Genomic DNA, 17,092 nt, shown 5'->3' with positions numbered 1-17,092 from the left:
AGATTAAGGAAAACGCATGTTTACAGCTACTGATGTGTTAAAGCCAGAATTCAACGAGCAGTCGCTTGCTGATCTATGGTCGCTTATCTCACCATTATATATGGTGGATGAAACCCAATGGCTAGAGCAACTTCTGCCGCTAGCTACCCCTTCTGAGTCAGAAAAGCAGCAGATCACAGACAAAACGACATCATTGATCGAAGCTATCCGTGCGGATAAGACTTCTATCCAGATGATCGATGCATTGTTGCTTGAATACAGCTTAGATACTCAAGAGGGCATCTTGCTAATGTGTCTGGCGGAAGCCTTGATGCGTATTCCTGATTCAGCAACCGCTGATGCTCTGATTCGTGACAAACTAAGCGTTGCGGATTGGAAATCTCACCTAAAGAATTCAGACTCAGTATTTGTTAACGCATCCACTTGGGGATTAATGCTAACAGGTAAGGTGGTTGGACTTTCATCTAAAGAGCAGAGTGCAGGTCAAGCGGTTAACCGTTTAGTGAACAAGCTTTCTGAGCCGGTAATTCGCAAAGCGATGCACCAAGCAATGAAGGTGATGGGTCACCAATTTGTTCTTGGCCGCAGCATTGCTGAAGCGCAGAAGAACGGTAAGTCTATGCGTGATAAAGGTTTTACCTACTCATACGACATGCTAGGTGAAGCGGCACTGACTACTGCAGACGCAAACAAATACTTCAAAGATTACCTAATGGCGATTGAAGCCGTAGGTCGAGACAACTATGTTTCTCCAGAATCGAAGGTCTCTTCAAAATCGAGCCCTGCGCCATCGGTATCTATCAAGCTTTCTGCGCTTCACCCACGTTATGAAGTGGCGAACGAAGACCGCGTACTGACTGAACTTTGCGACACGCTAGAGCAGCTATTGCGCCGTGCAGTAGAGCTCGATGTTGCGATTACGATTGATGCGGAAGAAGCGGATCGCCTAGAGCTTTCTCTTAAATTATTCGAAAAACTGTACCGTACTGATCTTGTAAAAGGTTGGGGTAAATTTGGTCTGGTTATTCAAGCCTACTCAAAGCGTGCACTACCGGTTCTAGTATGGCTAAACCGTCTAGCGAAAGAGCAGGGTGATTTGATCCCGCTTCGCTTGGTGAAAGGCGCGTACTGGGACAGCGAAATCAAATGGTCGCAACAAGCTGGCTTTACTGATTACCCCGTTTACACTCGTAAAGAAGCGACTGACGTAGCTTACCTTGCTTGTGCGCGTTACCTATTGAGCCCAAGTGTTCGCGGCAATATCTTCCCGCAGTTTGCGAGCCACAATGCTCATACGGTTTCTGCTATTGCCGTCATGACCGACCATAAAGACTTTGAATTCCAACGCTTACACGGCATGGGTGATTCTCTGTACAACCATGCGATGGAAGCTTACCAACAGTCGGTACGTATATACGCACCGGTTGGCAGCCATAAAGATCTACTGCCATACCTAGTACGTCGCTTGCTAGAAAATGGTGCAAACAGCTCGTTTGTCCACCGTCTAGTCGATGCACGTTGCCCAGTGGCAGAACTGACTCAACACCCAGTCGATATGCTTCTGGCGTTCGATACATTGAACAACACTAAGATTCCTCTGCCGCCAGCGGTATTCCCTGAGCGTAAGAACTCATACGGTGTGAATATTGATATCGAAAGCGAAGCGCATCAGTTTGAAGAGCAAGTAAAAGGCTTCTTAAACAATCAATGGACTGCTGGCCCTGTGATCAACGGTGAATCTCTTGCCGAAAGCATGATCAAGGCTGATCAGAACGTTGAGCAAGTGACTGCACCTTATGATCGTCGAATTAATGTGGGTCAGGTGGCTTTCGCTAACCTTGATCATGTTTCCGCAGCGATCACTGGCGCAGATGCAGCATTCGTTGATTGGAACGCAACATCGGTAGAAACCAAAGCGGCTGCACTTGATAAGTTAGCTGACTTGATGGAAGACAACCTAGCTGAGCTGGTGGCGATTTGTCATCAAGAAGCGGGTAAGACGATTCACGATAGCGTTGATGAAGTGCGTGAAGCCGTCGACTTCTGTCGTTACTACGCAAAACAAGCAGATAACCTACAAGGTTTCGAACTAAAAGGTTTTGATGGCCAAACACGAATTGCTTCTCGACAAGGTCGTGGCGTGTTCGTTTGTATTAGCCCTTGGAACTTCCCTCTAGCTATCTTCCTTGGCCAAATTACAGCAGCTTTGGTTGCGGGTAACACGGTTGTGGCTAAGCCTGCCGAGCAAACAAGCCTGATTGCAGCTCGTGCGGTTGAACTGATGAATGAAGCGGGCTTCCCTGCTGGCACCATTCAGTTACTACCGGGTCGCGGTGCTGAGATCGGCAGTGCACTAACAAGCCATGATGCGATTGCGGGCGTTGCCTTTACTGGTTCTACGCCAACGGCACAACGTATCAACGTGTCATTGGCAAGTCGTAACGCTAAGCCTGTTCCGTTTATTGCGGAAACCGGTGGTCAGAATGCGATGATCGTCGACAGTACCGCACTGCCTGAACAGGTAGTTCGTGATGTTATTCGTTCGGCATTCGCTTCAGCAGGTCAGCGCTGTTCTGCACTACGTGTGCTTTACATCCAAGAAGACATAGCAGACCGCGTGGTTGGATTGATTCACGGTGCAATGGACGAGCTGAGTGTTGGCATTCCACACCTTCATAAAACCGATGTTGGCCCTGTTATCGACCAAAACGCGAAACAGAAGCTAATGGCGCACTTAGAAAACATGACCAATACCCAGAAGAAGGTGGCTCAACTTTCTCTAGGTAGTGATTGTGAACATGGTGATTTTGTTCCACCAAGTGCTTTTGAAATTGATGACATCAGCTGCTTGAAAGAAGAACAGTTTGGCCCAGTGCTACACATTGTTCGCTTCAAAGCGAGTGAGCTAGCGCAAGTGGTAGACCAAATCAACCAAACGGGCTTTGGCTTAACCATGGGTATCCACAGCCGTAACGAGACAACTTACCGTTGGATCGAAAAACACGTTCGTGTGGGTAACTGCTACATTAACCGTGATCAAGTGGGCGCCGTTGTTGGTGTTCAACCATTTGGTGGTCAAGGTTTGTCAGGTACTGGCCCTAAAGCGGGTGGTCCTCACTACCTATACCGCTTTACTGATGTTCATTTCTCTCAATCACAAGACAAGGCATAAGGAGCATTATCATGGTTCATCAAGTGACAGGTTTTTCTGATGCTTTGCTAGCGTGGGAACAATGGAACCTTACCGACTTTGATTACAAGAGTGCTCAGGTACTTGCGCTTAAATCAGAGATCGAAAGTCAGTCTTCGCCTTTGGCGATGGTGGCGACTTATCATCTAGAGCAAGCGTCTGCGCTGCTTTCTGAACATCACCTAATGGCAGGTCCTACGGGCGAAACCAATGAGTTGTATGCCGCTGGTCGCGGTGTGGCTTTGGTGATTGTTGATGATTGCGAAGAGAAAGTGCCAGCGCTGCAAACTGCAATGGCTTTGATTACTGCTGCGCTATTGGCAGGTAACAGTGTTCAATTGTGCAGTGATGATGTGCAGTTCAATACCTTAGTTGCAGACGCAGCTAAGTCGGCGAACTTGCCAACTAACTTGGTGCAAGTTGCCTCGTATGATGCTGCTCAACAGTTGTTGTCTTGCGATGAACGTAGCGTGGGTTACGTAGGTAACTCGCAAACGGCACAAGCTATCAATTTACAGCTTGCTAAGCGTGACGGTGCAATCGTCGGTTTAGTAGCTGAAACGGATCTGGTGACAATGAATGTTGCTAATGATCCACACCTATCGCTGCGCTTCATTACCGAGCGTACGCGAACTATAAATATAACAGCCGTGGGCGGTAACGCGACCTTGCTCGAACTTGGAAGCGAAGCTCACTAACCTTCAGTAAAATTGGCTCTAAGCACTTTTGGTTTTTTCCATTGTTGGGTTTTCTCCATCTTTGGATTTAATTCATAGTGCATTGGAGCCTCAATACCTAACTCAATGCACTCGCTTGCCTTTACGGTGAGTGTCTTGCATTGAATTAGGCATGGAAGGCTTTCTACAAAATGAGGACTATCAAATGATAGAAAACAGTTTTGCAATAACGACGACGTTCATTGCGTATCTAATTATGATGCTAGCGATCGGTGTTATTGCTTACAAACGTACATCTAACTCAACAGACTACTTCCTAGGTGGTCGTTCGTTAGGCCCATGGCCTGCTGCACTTTCTGCTGGCGCATCAGACATGAGTGGTTGGTTGCTACTTGGCCTGCCAGGTTACGCTTACGCTGCTGGCTTTGAAGCATTTTGGCTTGCTGGTGGTCTACTTGTTGGTACTTGGGCAAACTGGTTAATCAGTGCAAAACGTCTACGTACTTACAGCATTACGACTGAATCACTGACGCTGCCTGAGTTCCTATCTCGTCGTTTCAATGATAATTCTAAGCTGATCCAAACAATTTCTGCTTTCTTTATCCTTTTATTCTTCCTTTTCTACACAAGTTCAGGCTTGGTAGCAGGTGGTAAATTGTTTGAAACGGTATTCGGCCTTGATTACACAACAGCGGTAATTATCGGTACAGTCTGTGTAGTTTCGTACACTCTGTTTGGTGGTTTCCTAGCGGTATCTTGGACTGACTTGGTTCAAGGTCTACTCATGTCTGCAGCGCTATTGATTGTACCAATCGCGGCAATGAACGGTGGCCTAGGTCAGCTTTCTAGCGACCTACACAACATCAACCCAGAGCTGCTAACGCTATGGAATGATGCGAAGGGTGAACCACTGTCTGCTATTGCGATCATCTCACTAGCGGCATGGGGTTTGGGTTACTTCGGTCAACCACACATCCTTGCGCGTTTCAAAGCAACACGTAGTAATAAAGACCTGACAACAGCGCGCCGCATTGCCGTTATCTGGACTGCACTGTCTATGATTGGTGCAATGCTTGTGGGTCTTGTTGGTCTAATCTATGTGACGAACTCTGGCGCACCTAAGCTAGACGATGGCGAGAAGATCTTCATGCTTCTTGTGAACGCGATGTTCCACCCAGTAATCGCCGGCATCCTACTTGCTGCCATTCTAGCGGCAATCATGAGTACTGCGGATTCACAACTTCTTGTTTCTTCATCTGCAATGGCAGAAGACCTGTATAAGCAAGTTTTGAAGAAAGACGCAACGTCAGAAGAGATCGTTCGTGTAGGCCGTTTCGCGGTTATTCTAATTTCTCTTGTTGCTCTTGTTCTGGCGATGACACCAGACAGCTCAGTACTTGGCCTTGTATCTTACGCATGGGCTGGTTTTGGTGCTGCATTCGGTCCTGCAATCGTATTAAGCCTATACTGGTCTCGTATGAACCGTAACGGCGCTCTTGCGGGTATCGTGGTTGGTGGTGTTACGATTGTACTTTGGAAGCAGTTCACGGGCGGTTGGTTCGATGTTTACGAAATCGTACCGGGAATCATCCTATCGACGCTTTCTATCGTTATTGTGAGTCTAATGACTGGTGAGCCAGAAGACGAAGTGAAAAAGCAACACGCTGAGTTCAAGAAGAACCTAGTTGAGCTAGACTAATTTACATTGTAAAACATATGTGAATTAGCAAAGAACATTAGCTAAAAAGCAATTGTAAAAAGAAATTGAAAAATAAAAGTAATAGAGTCACTTCGGTGGCTCTATTTTTTTATGTGGGCACTACCTTTGTCTTATAAAAAACCAGTAGGATACAGAAGAAGCACGGCTGTTATGAGGTTTACAATGTAAATCGAAACCAAATGATAGAAGGGAAATAAATAGAAGATAAAGGCTTTTCATAGCGCTTGATGTCAAAAAATAACCGATAAAATGGCTATTTTTTGAACTTGGCGCTCACTTTTGTTATTAGCTCGGTGAATTATTACACTGAATTGGACATCATGTGTCAATTATCAGTAACCACTAAAGACCTATAGGACAAAGGTATGCCTGATCTCTATTGCAAAGGATGTAAAAAAACAACACTACATAAGTCTATAATGAAACGTTGTGAATCTGAGCCTGAGACAACCTCTGGCCGTATGATGCAATGGACGTCAAAGCTATTTAGTGGAAACCTGTACTACGACATGGAAACTCAACACTTCTGTCGAACGTGTAACTGTCGTTGTGAAACAGGAACTGCAGTTCCCCAAGTTGGTCTGGCTTAGATTGTAGTAAGTGCTTACTAACTTAGATTTAAAAACCTCCCTAATGGAGGTTTTTTCGTTTTTTATGCCGCTTTTAGTGAAGGTTCTGCCTCGACGACATTACCATCAATCTTAACTTCCCAGCCATAGTTTGAGTATTCACTTGCGAGTGCTTGGGCAACATCTTTTGATACCGTTACGTGTGTCCATGAACCGATTCCGTAAGGTTTATATGCGAGTTCTTGCGTTTTCATAATAGAGTCATCCTTTCTCTTTGAGAATTCTATTATTCACTTTGGCCTATATCCTTTCTTTCGTTTCTGGCTCAACTTATTTGTTAATCGGGTCATTTCTATAATAATTTGTTAATAACTGGAGTTTGATTTATAAGGGTTGTTATCGCTCCGTTCGGTTTTATATTTAACGTGAATAGGAATGGTCTATTTAGTTTTCTAAATGTGTGAGCAAGGTTTTCTTCGATTGCTCTTAGTATGGAATATACTGAGCGCAATCTAGAATGTTTAAGGAATATTATGTCTCAGCATCAACTCGATCGTATCGATAAAGAGATACTAAGAATTCTGCATATGAAAGGCCGTTTGCCCGTTGTTGAACTAGCGAAACAGGTCAACCTAACAACTTCACCTTGCTCTGATAGGTTGAAGCGATTGGAAAAAGTGGGCTACATCACTGGTTATCATGCTGAGCTTTGTTCAGAAAAGTTGGGGCTCGATGTCCAAGTGTTTATCCATATTCGCCTCGATCAAACCAGTTTTTCAATTTTTGATAAATTTGCCCAAGCGGTTGAAATGATGCCTGAAGTCGAAGAGTGCTATTCGCTGTCGGGGGATTTTGACACCATGATCAAGGTTCGAGTAAAAGACATGAAGGCGTACCAAGCGTTTATGGCAACGAAATTGGGTACCCTGCCAGGTGTGATTCAGACACGCAGCGAAGTGGTGATTGAAGAACACAAGAAGGGCTTTGGTGTTAACCCTGAGTTGTTGGCCACCATAAAATAGTGACCGGCTTTGCCTTACCAAGGTTATTTAGATATAAAAAATGGAAGCCAATAAGCTTCCATTTTTGTTGAACGTCAGATAAAGAGCAATCGGATAAACTTCTCCGCCTTACAGCGTAATTGCGGCAGAGATTAAACCAATCACACCGCCGAATACCCCACCCCAAACGACCAACCAACCAAGGTGTTTCTTGATCATGGTCTGAACCATCTCTTTAACCAGTTTTGGTGTCAGTTCATTCAAGCGCTGATCGATGATCGCTTCAATGTTCTCTTTGATTTCATCCATCATCGCAGGTGATTCAAGTTCATCCTTGATGGCATTTTTTACCGAATCACTCTTGCTGATTTCAATCACAGACTCTTGCATCTTCTCAACAAATGGCGCCTTCATTGGCTGTAGTGCTTCTGTGCCACCAACCATCGCCAACATGCCACCAAACTGTGAGTTTTCGATAACATGAACCAGTGAATCGAATGCTGGGTTAAAGTCGATCTTTTTAATTACGGGCTCTAGATTGAGCGATTTTCCGGTCATCTCACTGCTAAGGAAGCGGTCGATGTTACTTTCAGTAAAGAACTGTTCCATCATTAGTTGCTTGATTGCAGCCTTGAACTCTTCAAAGCGTGCTGGAATAACACCAGAACCGTATAAGCCGGGTACTTTTTCGAACAACATGTGAATCGCAAGCCAGTTGGTGATAGCACCAGAAAAGGCGAATAGGCCTGCATAAAGCAAGTATTGGTTTGCTGTCGCATAGCCGCCAGCAAGCAGTGCTAACGCAATAACGTTAGTTAAGACACTTTTGTTCATGGTTGATCTCTAGAAAGAATACTGCGCGCATTTTAAGAAAAAAACGCCAAGAAAAAAACAAAAGGATCGATGAAGTTTAAGAACCAATGAAAACAGACGAGAAAGGGCGAAGAATAACAGACATAAAAAAGGCTAGCCTCCCCCCGAAGTCTAGCCTTATTCCAGAACGCGCAAGCGAAGCGTCATTGCTGTTAATGTCATTATATGATTACGACATAACATTCTGCCATGTGTAATTTACCGCCAATTAACATTTTGGTGTGAATTACGCCGCACTTTTAAAATGGAATATAAATTAAGCGCTCGTTGTCTGTTCAAGATCATCACCAATAAAGCCACCAGTCTGGTGATTCCACAATTGAGCATAGATGCCATTTTGTGTAATCAGCTCTTGGTGCGTGCCTTCTTCGACGATATTACCTTGGTCGAGTACGATCAAACGGTCCATTGCTGCAATCGTCGATAGACGGTGTGCAATCGCTATAACCGTTTTGCCTTCCATTAGTTCAATCAAGCTCTCTTGTATCGCAGCTTCAACCTCTGAATCGAGAGCTGATGTTGCTTCATCTAGAACCAACAGCGGAGCATTCTTCAGAAGTACACGTGAGATAGCGACACGTTGACGCTGACCACCAGAAAGCTTGACGCCACGTTCACCTACTTGAGCATCGTAGCCAACATTACCAAACGGGTCAGTTAGGGTTTCGATAAACTCATGAGCGTGTGCCTGTTGGGTTGCGGCATACACTTCTTCATCTGATGCTTCTGGTCGACCGTAAAGAATGTTGTCTTTGATCGAACGGTGCAGCAGTGAGGTATCTTGAGTCACCATACCTATGTTGCTACGCAGAGAATCTTGAGTAACGCTCGAGATCTCTTGGTCATCAATCAGGATGCGACCACTTTCTACATCGTGGAAACGCAGCAGTAAGTTAACTAGGGTCGATTTACCTGCACCTGAACGGCCAACCAAGCCGACTTTTTCACCCGGTTTGATGTTGAGGTTTAGGTTGTTAATCACACCCTTATTCTCACCGTAGTTAAAGCTCACGTTGTCGAAGTTGATACCGCCTTGTGGAACGTCCAAAGGTTTCGCATCTTTTTTGTCTTCGATAGCAATGGGCTTAGACAGTGTTTTAATACCATCAATCACGGTACCTAGGTTTTCAAACAGACCACCTATTTCCCACATGATCCATTTCGACATGCCGTTAATACGCAGAGCTAAGCTGACCGCAATCGCAATTGCACCTACGGTGATCGCGTTATCTAGCCATAGGTAGATAGAGATACCGGCAATGCTGAACACCAACAAGTAGTTAGCGAATTCAACGCAGATGTTGAAGCCAGTAACCAAGCGCATTTGGCGATGGACTGTGTCTAGGAAGCCTTCCATCCCTTCTTCTGCGTACTCGGTTTCTCTTTTACTATGAGAGAAAAGTTTGACCGTAGCGATGTTGGTGTAGCTATCCACAATGCGACCCGTCATCAACGAGCGAGCATCCGCTTGTTCTGAAGACACGTCTTTCAGCTTTGGTACGAAGTGCAGTTGAATGCCAACGTAAATGAACAACCAAATCAACATTGGAGCCATTAAGCGCCAATCCGATTCAGCGAGCATGAACAGCATCGCTGTAAAGTAAACCGTCACGTAAACAAACACATCGACCATTTTGGTCACGGTTTCACGTACCGCGAGCGAGGTTTGCATCACTTTGGTGGCAACACGCCCGGCAAAGTCATCTTGATAGAACGACAAACTTTGCTTCAAAAGGTAGCGGTGAGCTAACCAACGAATCGACATTGGATAGTTGCCTAGCAAAGTTTGGTGAAGCAATAGCGAATAAACACTGATCAAGATTGGCATCACGACCAACAGCAGAACGCCGAGCCCCATCAGTGTCGACTCGTTGTCTGCTAAGAAAGTGTCCGGGTTGCTGGTTGATAGCCAGTCAACCAGTTGACCCATGTAACCGAACAGCGCAACTTCGATGATCGCGATGGTCATGCTCATCAATCCGAGCAAGATCAACGGCTTTTCAAAACCTCGTGTGTAATGGCGGCAGAATGCCAGTATTCCAGTAGGAGGTTGTATCGGCTCTCCCTTTGGAAAGGCTTCAGTAAAGCCTTCAAATTTCTTGTACATAGTTTTCCCTTTATAAGCTACTGCATCTTTGATGCTAGAGCATCGTGATGTGCAGCTTTGTTTTTATAGTCTTGATTTGAATTTTTCAGTTTTAGTTTGAAATTATATAAGTGCCAACGCGTTCTTATAAGTATTAAGCCATTCGATAGATTTTTGTTTAGTTCTTATGTAAGTACTTGGTTTAAGCGACACAGAACACTTCCAAAGAGTGTCTTTCATGAAGCTAATTTTAGATTGAATTAGACAGGAAAAGTTAAGCTTATTTCAAACGTAATTGATGGTTATGCAACGGTGATAATCCTAACGTTAAATGGATTAAATTGTAATCAAAACTCGTGTGGAGTTGAAAAATGAAATGAGAATATTTATCCAGTAAATTCTTTAACGAATATGCATACAGTTGGTTCTTTCTGATGTGCTGTTATCTTGCAGTAAAAATTACCGACTAATCTAAAATCCGCAGTAATTACTTGGGATAAATATTCAAATCATTGTGATTTTCAGTGAATTTTGTCGTAACAAGTTGTTTACAATTCTGAGGTAAATAAAAGATAGGGACGGTTAAAATGTTAAACCTACACAAAAAATCACTGCATATTACTAATGTTCAAAACGCAAATTGCGTTGTTATGGTGCCGCCAAAAGAATTTAAATTTAACGAAGAAACAGCCCGTGATAACGAGTTTCAGCACAGAGTCGATCTGACTGAAGCTGAGGTAAAGTTAGAAACGATGGCCGAGTTTAAGGCTATGGTGGTTTCGCTACGTAAAGAAGGTGTGCAAGTTGTAGAGTTTGATTATCCGGAACTGGGTGTTGAAACCCCTGACGCAGTGTTCCCAAACAACTGGTTCAGTACTTGTAGTGATGGAAGCCTATTCACTTTCCCTATGGCGTGTGAAAACCGTCAAAATGAAGTTAAGCCGAATGCACTTATTGAAGCGTTGGAAGCGTCTGGTCGCATTGTTAATCACAGTGAGTCTATGGAGTCGTACGTTGCTCAAGGTTCTTATCTAGAGAGCACTGGCGTGATGGTGATCGACCATATCAACAAGACCATTTATGCTGCGCTTTCACAACGTTGTGACCGCGAAGTATTGGAAGATTACGCGAAGCGCATTGGCTATTCTCGCGTGGTCTCGTTCCAAACGGCATTACCGTCTGGTCAACCGATTTACCATACCAATGTGATGATGGCGATTGGTGATAACTTCTGCGTGATCTGTGATGAAGTGATCCCAGAGTTTGAGCGCCGCTTTGTTGTGAAGTCTCTTGCTAAAGACAAGCAAGTTATCTCTATCTCAATCGAACAGATGAATCGTTTTTGTGGCAACATCCTTCAGCTTGAAACTGTGAATGGCGACAAGGTGATCGCGATGTCTCAATCGGCTTATGATGCGTTTTCTCCAGCTCAGTTAGCTCAGCTTTCGACACACGGTAAGCTACTACCATTTAACGTGAAAACGATCGAAGACATCGGCGGTGGTTCGGTGCGATGCATGTTGGGCGAGGTGTTCTTACCAACCCGAGTGAATCGTCTGTAGCAAGTATAGAAAGTATAGCAAGCGCTCATTTCCAGTAATGGATCTTCGAATACCACTCTTATCGCAGAGTGGTATTTTTGTTTTTATCTATCACAAATAAGAGAACAAGAGCTCGATACAGGAGTCAACGTACAAAAGTTAACGAAAAACAGCTACTGAACAAAGCTATGAAGCGTCCTTAAAAGCTCTGTGTTCAATGAACTGAGCCGACAGTGTTACGACTTCCTTGGAGTAGACAAGCGCTGTGTGGTTGAGTTTGAGGGCGTAAGTATCAGTGGCTCCTCTCAGGTTGGCGTCTTCGAGAGTGACCGTACCATCCCCTGGGTTTCTTCCCAGAACAATCCGTCCTACTCCGGCGTCGTAGGTACCCGTAATTACGCCAATCGGCACATCAATATCGTAGTCACCCAAGCCATCGCTTAAAATCATTTTGCTCGAACCAAATATAAATCCAAGCCCATGATTAGACAGTGTTTTGGCGATGGTTGCCCCATTGTGCGGAGTGCCTGCTGTAATAATGCAGGTGTCGGCGAAGTGTGGTTGGTAGAATTTAAAGTAATGACGAATCAGCAAGCCACCCAGTGAGTGACCGAAAAAATAGACCTCATCATACTCATTAAAACGAGCATTCACGAAACGATTGAGACGTTTGGCTGCAGAAGGGAAACGCAGCGAGTTGTAGGCAAACTTGTGCGTTGTAAAGCCGCGTTTTTTGAAGTTTCTATCCAGATATTGCATGATCAACGCAGGCATATATAGACCATGAATTAAAACTATATGTTTGTTTTTATTATTCATTTTTGTCCTCCGTCTGATGATGCCCCCAGTATATTTAGTCGCAAATCTAAACTCAATAAAACTTGCGGCTAATGGGACACAAAAGACAGAGCCTTCGCTATAGAAAGAATGTGCGTTATAGACAAAGAGTGGGTTACTCTGATCTCACTCCTCCATACACATCAATCGTTAACCCACCTTGTTTGGCATAGGTATTCGGTGTTAGGCCTGTTACCTTATTGAAGCTTCACTTTTTGCTTCAGGTTCAACCAAAACCTTTATCACGCCTTTTTGTAAAATCAGGTTGTTGGGGTAGGTGATAATGTTACCCGAACTGTGTCGAAGAATAACGTGGAACATGGTGATATCGATGATCACACCGCTGATGTCTTCGTCTTTCTCCGCGACTCTTACTCTGTCGCCAATGCGATAAGGGAAGACAAAAAATATTAGTACGCTGGCTGTGAGGTTACTTAGAATGGACCATTGCGCGAATAAAGCGACACCCAGCACCGCAAATATGGATGATAAGAACAGCGAAATATCACCAAAACCCAAGTTAAGAACAATCGTAAACACAGCGATGAAGAGTAGAAACAGAACAATATTGAAACACTTAATCACGAACTGCTTTCGCTTCAATTCGACACGCTTATTTTCCGCTAATGTTTCTATCCAGTTCTTACCTAAGCGTTTGATCACCCAATACACAGTGATAAGAAGTAAACCTAAAACTACTTGTCTAAGCCACATATTGGATTGCAAAAACTCAACCATTAAATAAACCTCAATTTTTTCAAAATAATGACCTCTGCCGCTATGACTACGAGCAGCCCAACGCAAAATAGTGGGAATGCTATTGGGTTATCTGTTCCGGGTATCCCCGCGATATTGACACCCAGTAAACCGGTGAAAAACCCAGCAGGGAGGAAAATACCTGCAATGATAGAAAATAGGTACGTATTTCTATTCATTTTTTCAGCTTGTTGCTGACTTAGGCTCGCTAAAAATACATTAATTTGTTCGATGTAAAACTCAACAGACTCGTTAATTCTCAGGATGGTATCAAGGCTGTTCTTTATATGACTGTTGTGATTACTCAATGGTGCAGGTAGGTCACTCATTAAATCTTCAAAAACGTATTTCTGTGGCTTCAAATAACGCCTTAGTCTGAGTAGCCTTGAATGTAGAGCGTTAATGGATCTTATGTCGATATTGGAGTTAGATTCTAACTCGTCAATTAATAGTTCGACGGGTGCTAGGAAGGTTGAAATACTGTGGTTGATTCCACGGATCATGCCCAACAACACATCAGGTAATGATGTGGGGCCTTGGTTTTGAATGAGATCAGACATCAGATTACTGACCGCTTTTGAAGGAACTTTACGTGTCGATATTAAAGTGCCTTTGTACCATAAGATGCGTAGGCTAAGCATGTCGTCAGGGTTAGCACCTTCGTTTAGATTAATGCCTCGCAGAATCATCAAAAAACAGTCGTGTCCAAACTGTTCGAACCGAGGGCGGGTGTCATCGGTGAGTAATGAATCGATGATGGCATTTGGAACCGTATTACTGTGGAGCCATTCTCTCAAACCGTCAGCATCTCTTTGGCAGTGATACCAAGTTGATTGCTCGAATGAGGCTGGGCTGGTGGTGTGTTCATGTGCCACACCCTCAGAAAATTGCCAGCTTGAAATTATGAAAGCGTCCATTCATTTGTCCTTAATGATATGACATAAACATTGATATTAGGCGCCATTCAGGCGCGGTATTGAACTGAGCTAATCTTGGTAAGTTTAATGAGCGATGTGAGTGAGATAAAGTCTAATAAGACAGGTTGGTCTTTGGAGCACGACGGACTCTTCCATTATTGTTTCTATTAAATGTAGCTCATTGTTTCGTCGTTATAAATTAGCACTCTGGCTCCATGTTAGCGACGAAAAAAAAGAAAAGACCGAGGTCTTTTCTTTTTAGGGGAAGTTGAGGAGAGCTTATTCAGGCAACTCGAGTTTTCCGATGGTTTACATAAGCAAAAACACTACCGACACGCAGCAAAAATATCTTGGCTCGCTCGGTATTCTTTAGTTTGCACGTCCATCAGGCCAAGCAAGGAGTCGAACAGGTTATCGTGAGAAAAGCTCTGCTCTTTCCCCGCCTTTCTTAAGCAGGTCTCGCTTATCCCTTTCTGCGCAGCAAAACCATCAGACATCCATAGGATCATCGGTACGTGGGTTTGTTCTTTTGGTGCCAGCGAGTAGGGCATGCCGTGAAGATACACGCCATTCTCCCCTAAAGACTCTCCGTGATCCGAGATATACATCAGTGCGACATTGTACTTGTCGGTCAGTTTCTCCAGTTTCCGAATCGCCTGTGAGAGAAAGAAATCCGTGTACAAGATGGTGTTGTCGTAGGTGTTAACCACTTGCTCTTTGGTGCAGTTTTCAATGTCTGCACGAGCGCAGTCAGGCGTAAATTTCTTATGTTCTTCTGGATAACGCTCAAAGTACGTTGGGCCGTGAGACCCCGAAATATGATAGAAAATGATGCTATCTTGTTTAAGATCTTGAGTATCTTGTTCGAAGTTCTCTAGCATGGCTGTGTCATAGCATACGTCGTTATTACAGAATGGATCGCTGTCCTTTGCGACGAGCGTCATCTCTTTGATTCGGTGTGCGACCGTCTTGTCTCCCCCATCATGCTCTCGCCAGATAGAGTGAATGCCCGCGCGGTTCATAATGTCGACCACGTTATCTTGGTTGTAGGCTTTGTCGCGATCGTAGTTGCTGCGATTCATGTTCGAGAACATACATGGCACAGAAACCGCGGTGGCTGTTCCGCACGACTGAACATCAGAGAAAAATATCGGGTTGTAAGGCTTGGTATGAGCGTTGGTTTCTCTCTCATAGCCATGATATTGGTAGTTGTACACGCGTGCGGTTTCACCAAGAACAAACACTAATAATGTTGGTTTGGTTGCCGCTTTGGCTTGTGCTGTTTGCTTCGCATCTAACCCTAACTCTTGATAAGGGATGGGCTGTTTTATGTAGGTGTTATTGATATATTTAACCGTTGATGACACATACTCGGTCGGGATGATCATCTTTTTGATGTGCGAATGATTACGACCAATCGATACGTAATCTTTGTAGAAAAGCCCGGCAATAATGGCAATGACGATCAAGGAGGAGAGCAGCCCAATCGATTTCCAGACAAAGAAATCTTTCCAAGATTCTTTTTCAAGTTTGGTGAACAACAGGATGATCGATGGAATACCGCCCATGGCAAGTAACCATAAGATGGAGTGGGTACTTACATAGCTTGCTGCTTCACCACTATTGGTCTCAAACACATTCTCTATCATCCCGTAGTCGACGAATATGCCGTAATTGAACATGCTGTAGCTGACTAAGGTTGAGGTGATCAGTAATAAGATGAAAAACGGTTTGGAGAATATCGGCCAATTAAAGACTTGGAAGATGAAATTAAAAGCAGCAAGGAAGAAGATCGGGATGGATATAAGAAACGCGACACTTTCAGACTTTGATGCCTGAACAATACTAAACAGTTCTAGGGAGAGAGGGATGTTGATGATAAGCAGATAATACACAGCCAACACAAAGGGCAGCTTGTTTATCGACATGTTTAAGCTTGGTAGATTCATAGGTCTTTTTTCCTGCGTATCTTATCTCTTTATTTTAGTCTCCCTATCAAGAAAGCTCTAATATCAACGCATAAAGATCGAGAAGTGATGGTGAGTGATAACCGGCTAAAGTGAAATGACTCGATAGGGTGTATAGATACAAAAATTCACTTTACTGTGCTGCCTTATCATAGGGCAGAGTAGCAAAGTGAATTTGAGTTATTTACTTACAACGTGGCCGTGAGGAACACATTAGAAGTTGTATGAACCACCGAAGCTAACACTGTTGAATGCTAGTGTGTGGTCATCGTTTTTGAGAGAACCTTGATAGGAATAGTCATCAACACTCACCGCGTCAGCTTGTGAAATAAGGCGAAGTGTTAAGTGTTCAATCGGCGTGTATTCAACACCGACGCCAAAGTGGAAGCCAGTACCGCTGTCGTCCCCATAGTTTGCTGCTTGGTTCGCGTGAAGGTCAACAGAGCTTAAACCAGCCAACACGAATGGACGAATAGTGTTGTCAAACGTATAACCGATATTCGCTGATGCGGAAATAGAGGTTGGCGAGAGTTTTTCTGCGCCATTTTTGTAATCTGCATAATCGTTGTAGCCAAGCTCTACGCCAACAATACGGTTGAATTGGTAACCACCGTATAGGTTATAACCCATACCATCTGAATCTAAATTACCGTGACCATCTGTATCGGAGTCTTGATAGACACTAAGTCCACCACCTACATACGCGCCACCATCTGTGCTTGCTGCAAAAGTTGGAAGTGAAACTAAACCGATTAAGCCGAGTGCTAATACTGATTTTTTCATGATAATACCTTGTTTACTCATCCTGTGATGTAAATCACGGTATCGCTGACGAATGATTTATAAAACCCTCACAAATGAAACCTATTTTTTCATTGATAAAGTGACTATCTGTAGCCCTTGATTTATCAAGAGGTAAGGTCATATTTGTTGGTTATATTCTTTATAAATAAAATCC

General features: G+C 43.9%; 14 protein-coding genes and 1 pseudogene. 6 read left to right on the top strand and 9 right to left on the bottom strand.

Annotation, left to right across the window (positions count from 1 at the left end; all coding sequences use genetic code 11):
- Positions 1-16 precede the first annotated feature (16 nt).
- The 4 genes from putA (at position 17) to ACED42_RS02420 (ending at position 6,177) form a co-directional block, all read left to right on the top strand.
- Positions 17-3,172, top strand: a complete 3,156-nt coding sequence (putA, locus tag ACED42_RS02435; protein WP_371701280.1) for a bifunctional proline dehydrogenase/L-glutamate gamma-semialdehyde dehydrogenase PutA — start codon at positions 17-19, stop codon at positions 3,170-3,172.
- An 11-nt stretch (positions 3,173-3,183) separates the two neighbouring features.
- Positions 3,184-3,888 (top strand): 1-pyrroline-5-carboxylate dehydrogenase, encoded by a 705-nt coding sequence (locus ACED42_RS02430; RefSeq protein ID WP_371701278.1) that lies wholly within the window; start codon positions 3,184-3,186, stop codon positions 3,886-3,888.
- Positions 3,889-4,075: 187 nt separating this feature from the next.
- Positions 4,076-5,566 carry a sodium/proline symporter PutP gene (putP, locus tag ACED42_RS02425; RefSeq protein WP_029222791.1) on the top strand — a complete coding sequence of 497 codons (1,491 nt, stop codon included), beginning with the start codon at positions 4,076-4,078 and terminating at the stop codon, positions 5,564-5,566.
- 440 nt (positions 5,567-6,006) lie between these two features.
- Positions 6,007-6,177 (top strand): hypothetical protein, encoded by a 171-nt coding sequence (locus ACED42_RS02420; RefSeq protein ID WP_017097212.1) that lies wholly within the window; start codon positions 6,007-6,009, stop codon positions 6,175-6,177.
- A 62-nt stretch (positions 6,178-6,239) separates the two neighbouring features.
- On the opposite strand, the gene ACED42_RS02415 is transcribed toward ACED42_RS02420, so the two are convergent.
- Entirely contained in the window at positions 6,240-6,410 is a 171-nt protein-coding gene (locus ACED42_RS02415) for a hypothetical protein (RefSeq protein ID WP_009845996.1), read from the bottom strand.
- Positions 6,411-6,689: 279 nt separating this feature from the next.
- Between ACED42_RS02415 and ACED42_RS02410 the strand changes: the two genes are divergently transcribed.
- Positions 6,690-7,178, top strand: a complete 489-nt coding sequence (locus ACED42_RS02410) for an Lrp/AsnC family transcriptional regulator (protein ID WP_371701277.1) — start codon at positions 6,690-6,692, stop codon at positions 7,176-7,178.
- 108 nt (positions 7,179-7,286) lie between these two features.
- Here the strand turns inward: ACED42_RS02410 and ACED42_RS02405 are convergent, their stop codons facing one another.
- Positions 7,287-7,991 carry a DUF445 family protein gene (locus ACED42_RS02405; RefSeq protein WP_017100472.1) on the bottom strand — a complete coding sequence of 235 codons (705 nt, stop codon included), beginning with the start codon at positions 7,989-7,991 and terminating at the stop codon, positions 7,287-7,289.
- Positions 7,992-8,286: 295 nt separating this feature from the next.
- Positions 8,287-10,137 carry an ABC transporter ATP-binding protein gene (locus ACED42_RS02400; protein ID WP_371701275.1) on the bottom strand — a complete coding sequence of 617 codons (1,851 nt, stop codon included), beginning with the start codon at positions 10,135-10,137 and terminating at the stop codon, positions 8,287-8,289.
- Between the two features lie 566 nt (positions 10,138-10,703).
- Between ACED42_RS02400 and ACED42_RS02395 the strand changes: the two genes are divergently transcribed.
- Entirely contained in the window at positions 10,704-11,678 is a 975-nt protein-coding gene (locus ACED42_RS02395; protein ID WP_371701273.1) for an arginine deiminase-related protein, read from the top strand.
- 165 nt (positions 11,679-11,843) lie between these two features.
- Here the strand turns inward: ACED42_RS02395 and ACED42_RS02390 are convergent, their stop codons facing one another.
- From ACED42_RS02390 to ACED42_RS02365, 6 genes and pseudogenes are all read right to left on the bottom strand, one after another.
- Complete coding sequence (locus ACED42_RS02390) at positions 11,844-12,476, bottom strand: triacylglycerol lipase (RefSeq protein ID WP_009845991.1); 633 nt, start codon at positions 12,474-12,476, stop codon at positions 11,844-11,846.
- A 133-nt stretch (positions 12,477-12,609) separates the two neighbouring features.
- Positions 12,610-12,693: pseudogene (locus tag ACED42_RS02385) on the bottom strand (AraC family transcriptional regulator); the annotation flags it as partial.
- A complete protein-coding gene (locus tag ACED42_RS02380) occupies positions 12,687-13,232 on the bottom strand; it encodes a mechanosensitive ion channel family protein (protein WP_009845990.1) in 546 nt (181 codons plus the stop codon). The pseudogene ACED42_RS02385 and the gene ACED42_RS02380, both read right to left, overlap by 7 nt.
- On the bottom strand, positions 13,232-14,167 hold the full coding sequence (locus ACED42_RS02375) for a CorA family divalent cation transporter (RefSeq protein ID WP_371701272.1): 936 nt from the start codon (positions 14,165-14,167) through the stop codon (positions 13,232-13,234). Before ACED42_RS02375 ends, ACED42_RS02380 begins: the two co-directional genes overlap by 1 nt.
- Before the next feature lie 326 nt (positions 14,168-14,493).
- Positions 14,494-16,116, bottom strand: a complete 1,623-nt coding sequence (locus tag ACED42_RS02370) for a phosphoethanolamine transferase (RefSeq protein ID WP_371701269.1) — start codon at positions 16,114-16,116, stop codon at positions 14,494-14,496.
- A 231-nt stretch (positions 16,117-16,347) separates the two neighbouring features.
- Complete coding sequence (locus tag ACED42_RS02365; protein WP_371701267.1) at positions 16,348-16,917, bottom strand: porin family protein; 570 nt, start codon at positions 16,915-16,917, stop codon at positions 16,348-16,350.
- Between the last annotated feature and the right edge of the window lie 175 nt (positions 16,918-17,092).

Origin of the sequence: Vibrio sp. FF145 (assembly GCF_041439075.1) — a bacterium.
Classification (GTDB): Bacteria; Pseudomonadota; Gammaproteobacteria; order Enterobacterales; family Vibrionaceae; genus Vibrio; species Vibrio tasmaniensis_A.
Note: the sequence above shows the minus strand (reverse complement) of the source record. Positions and strands in the feature narration are given on the sequence as shown.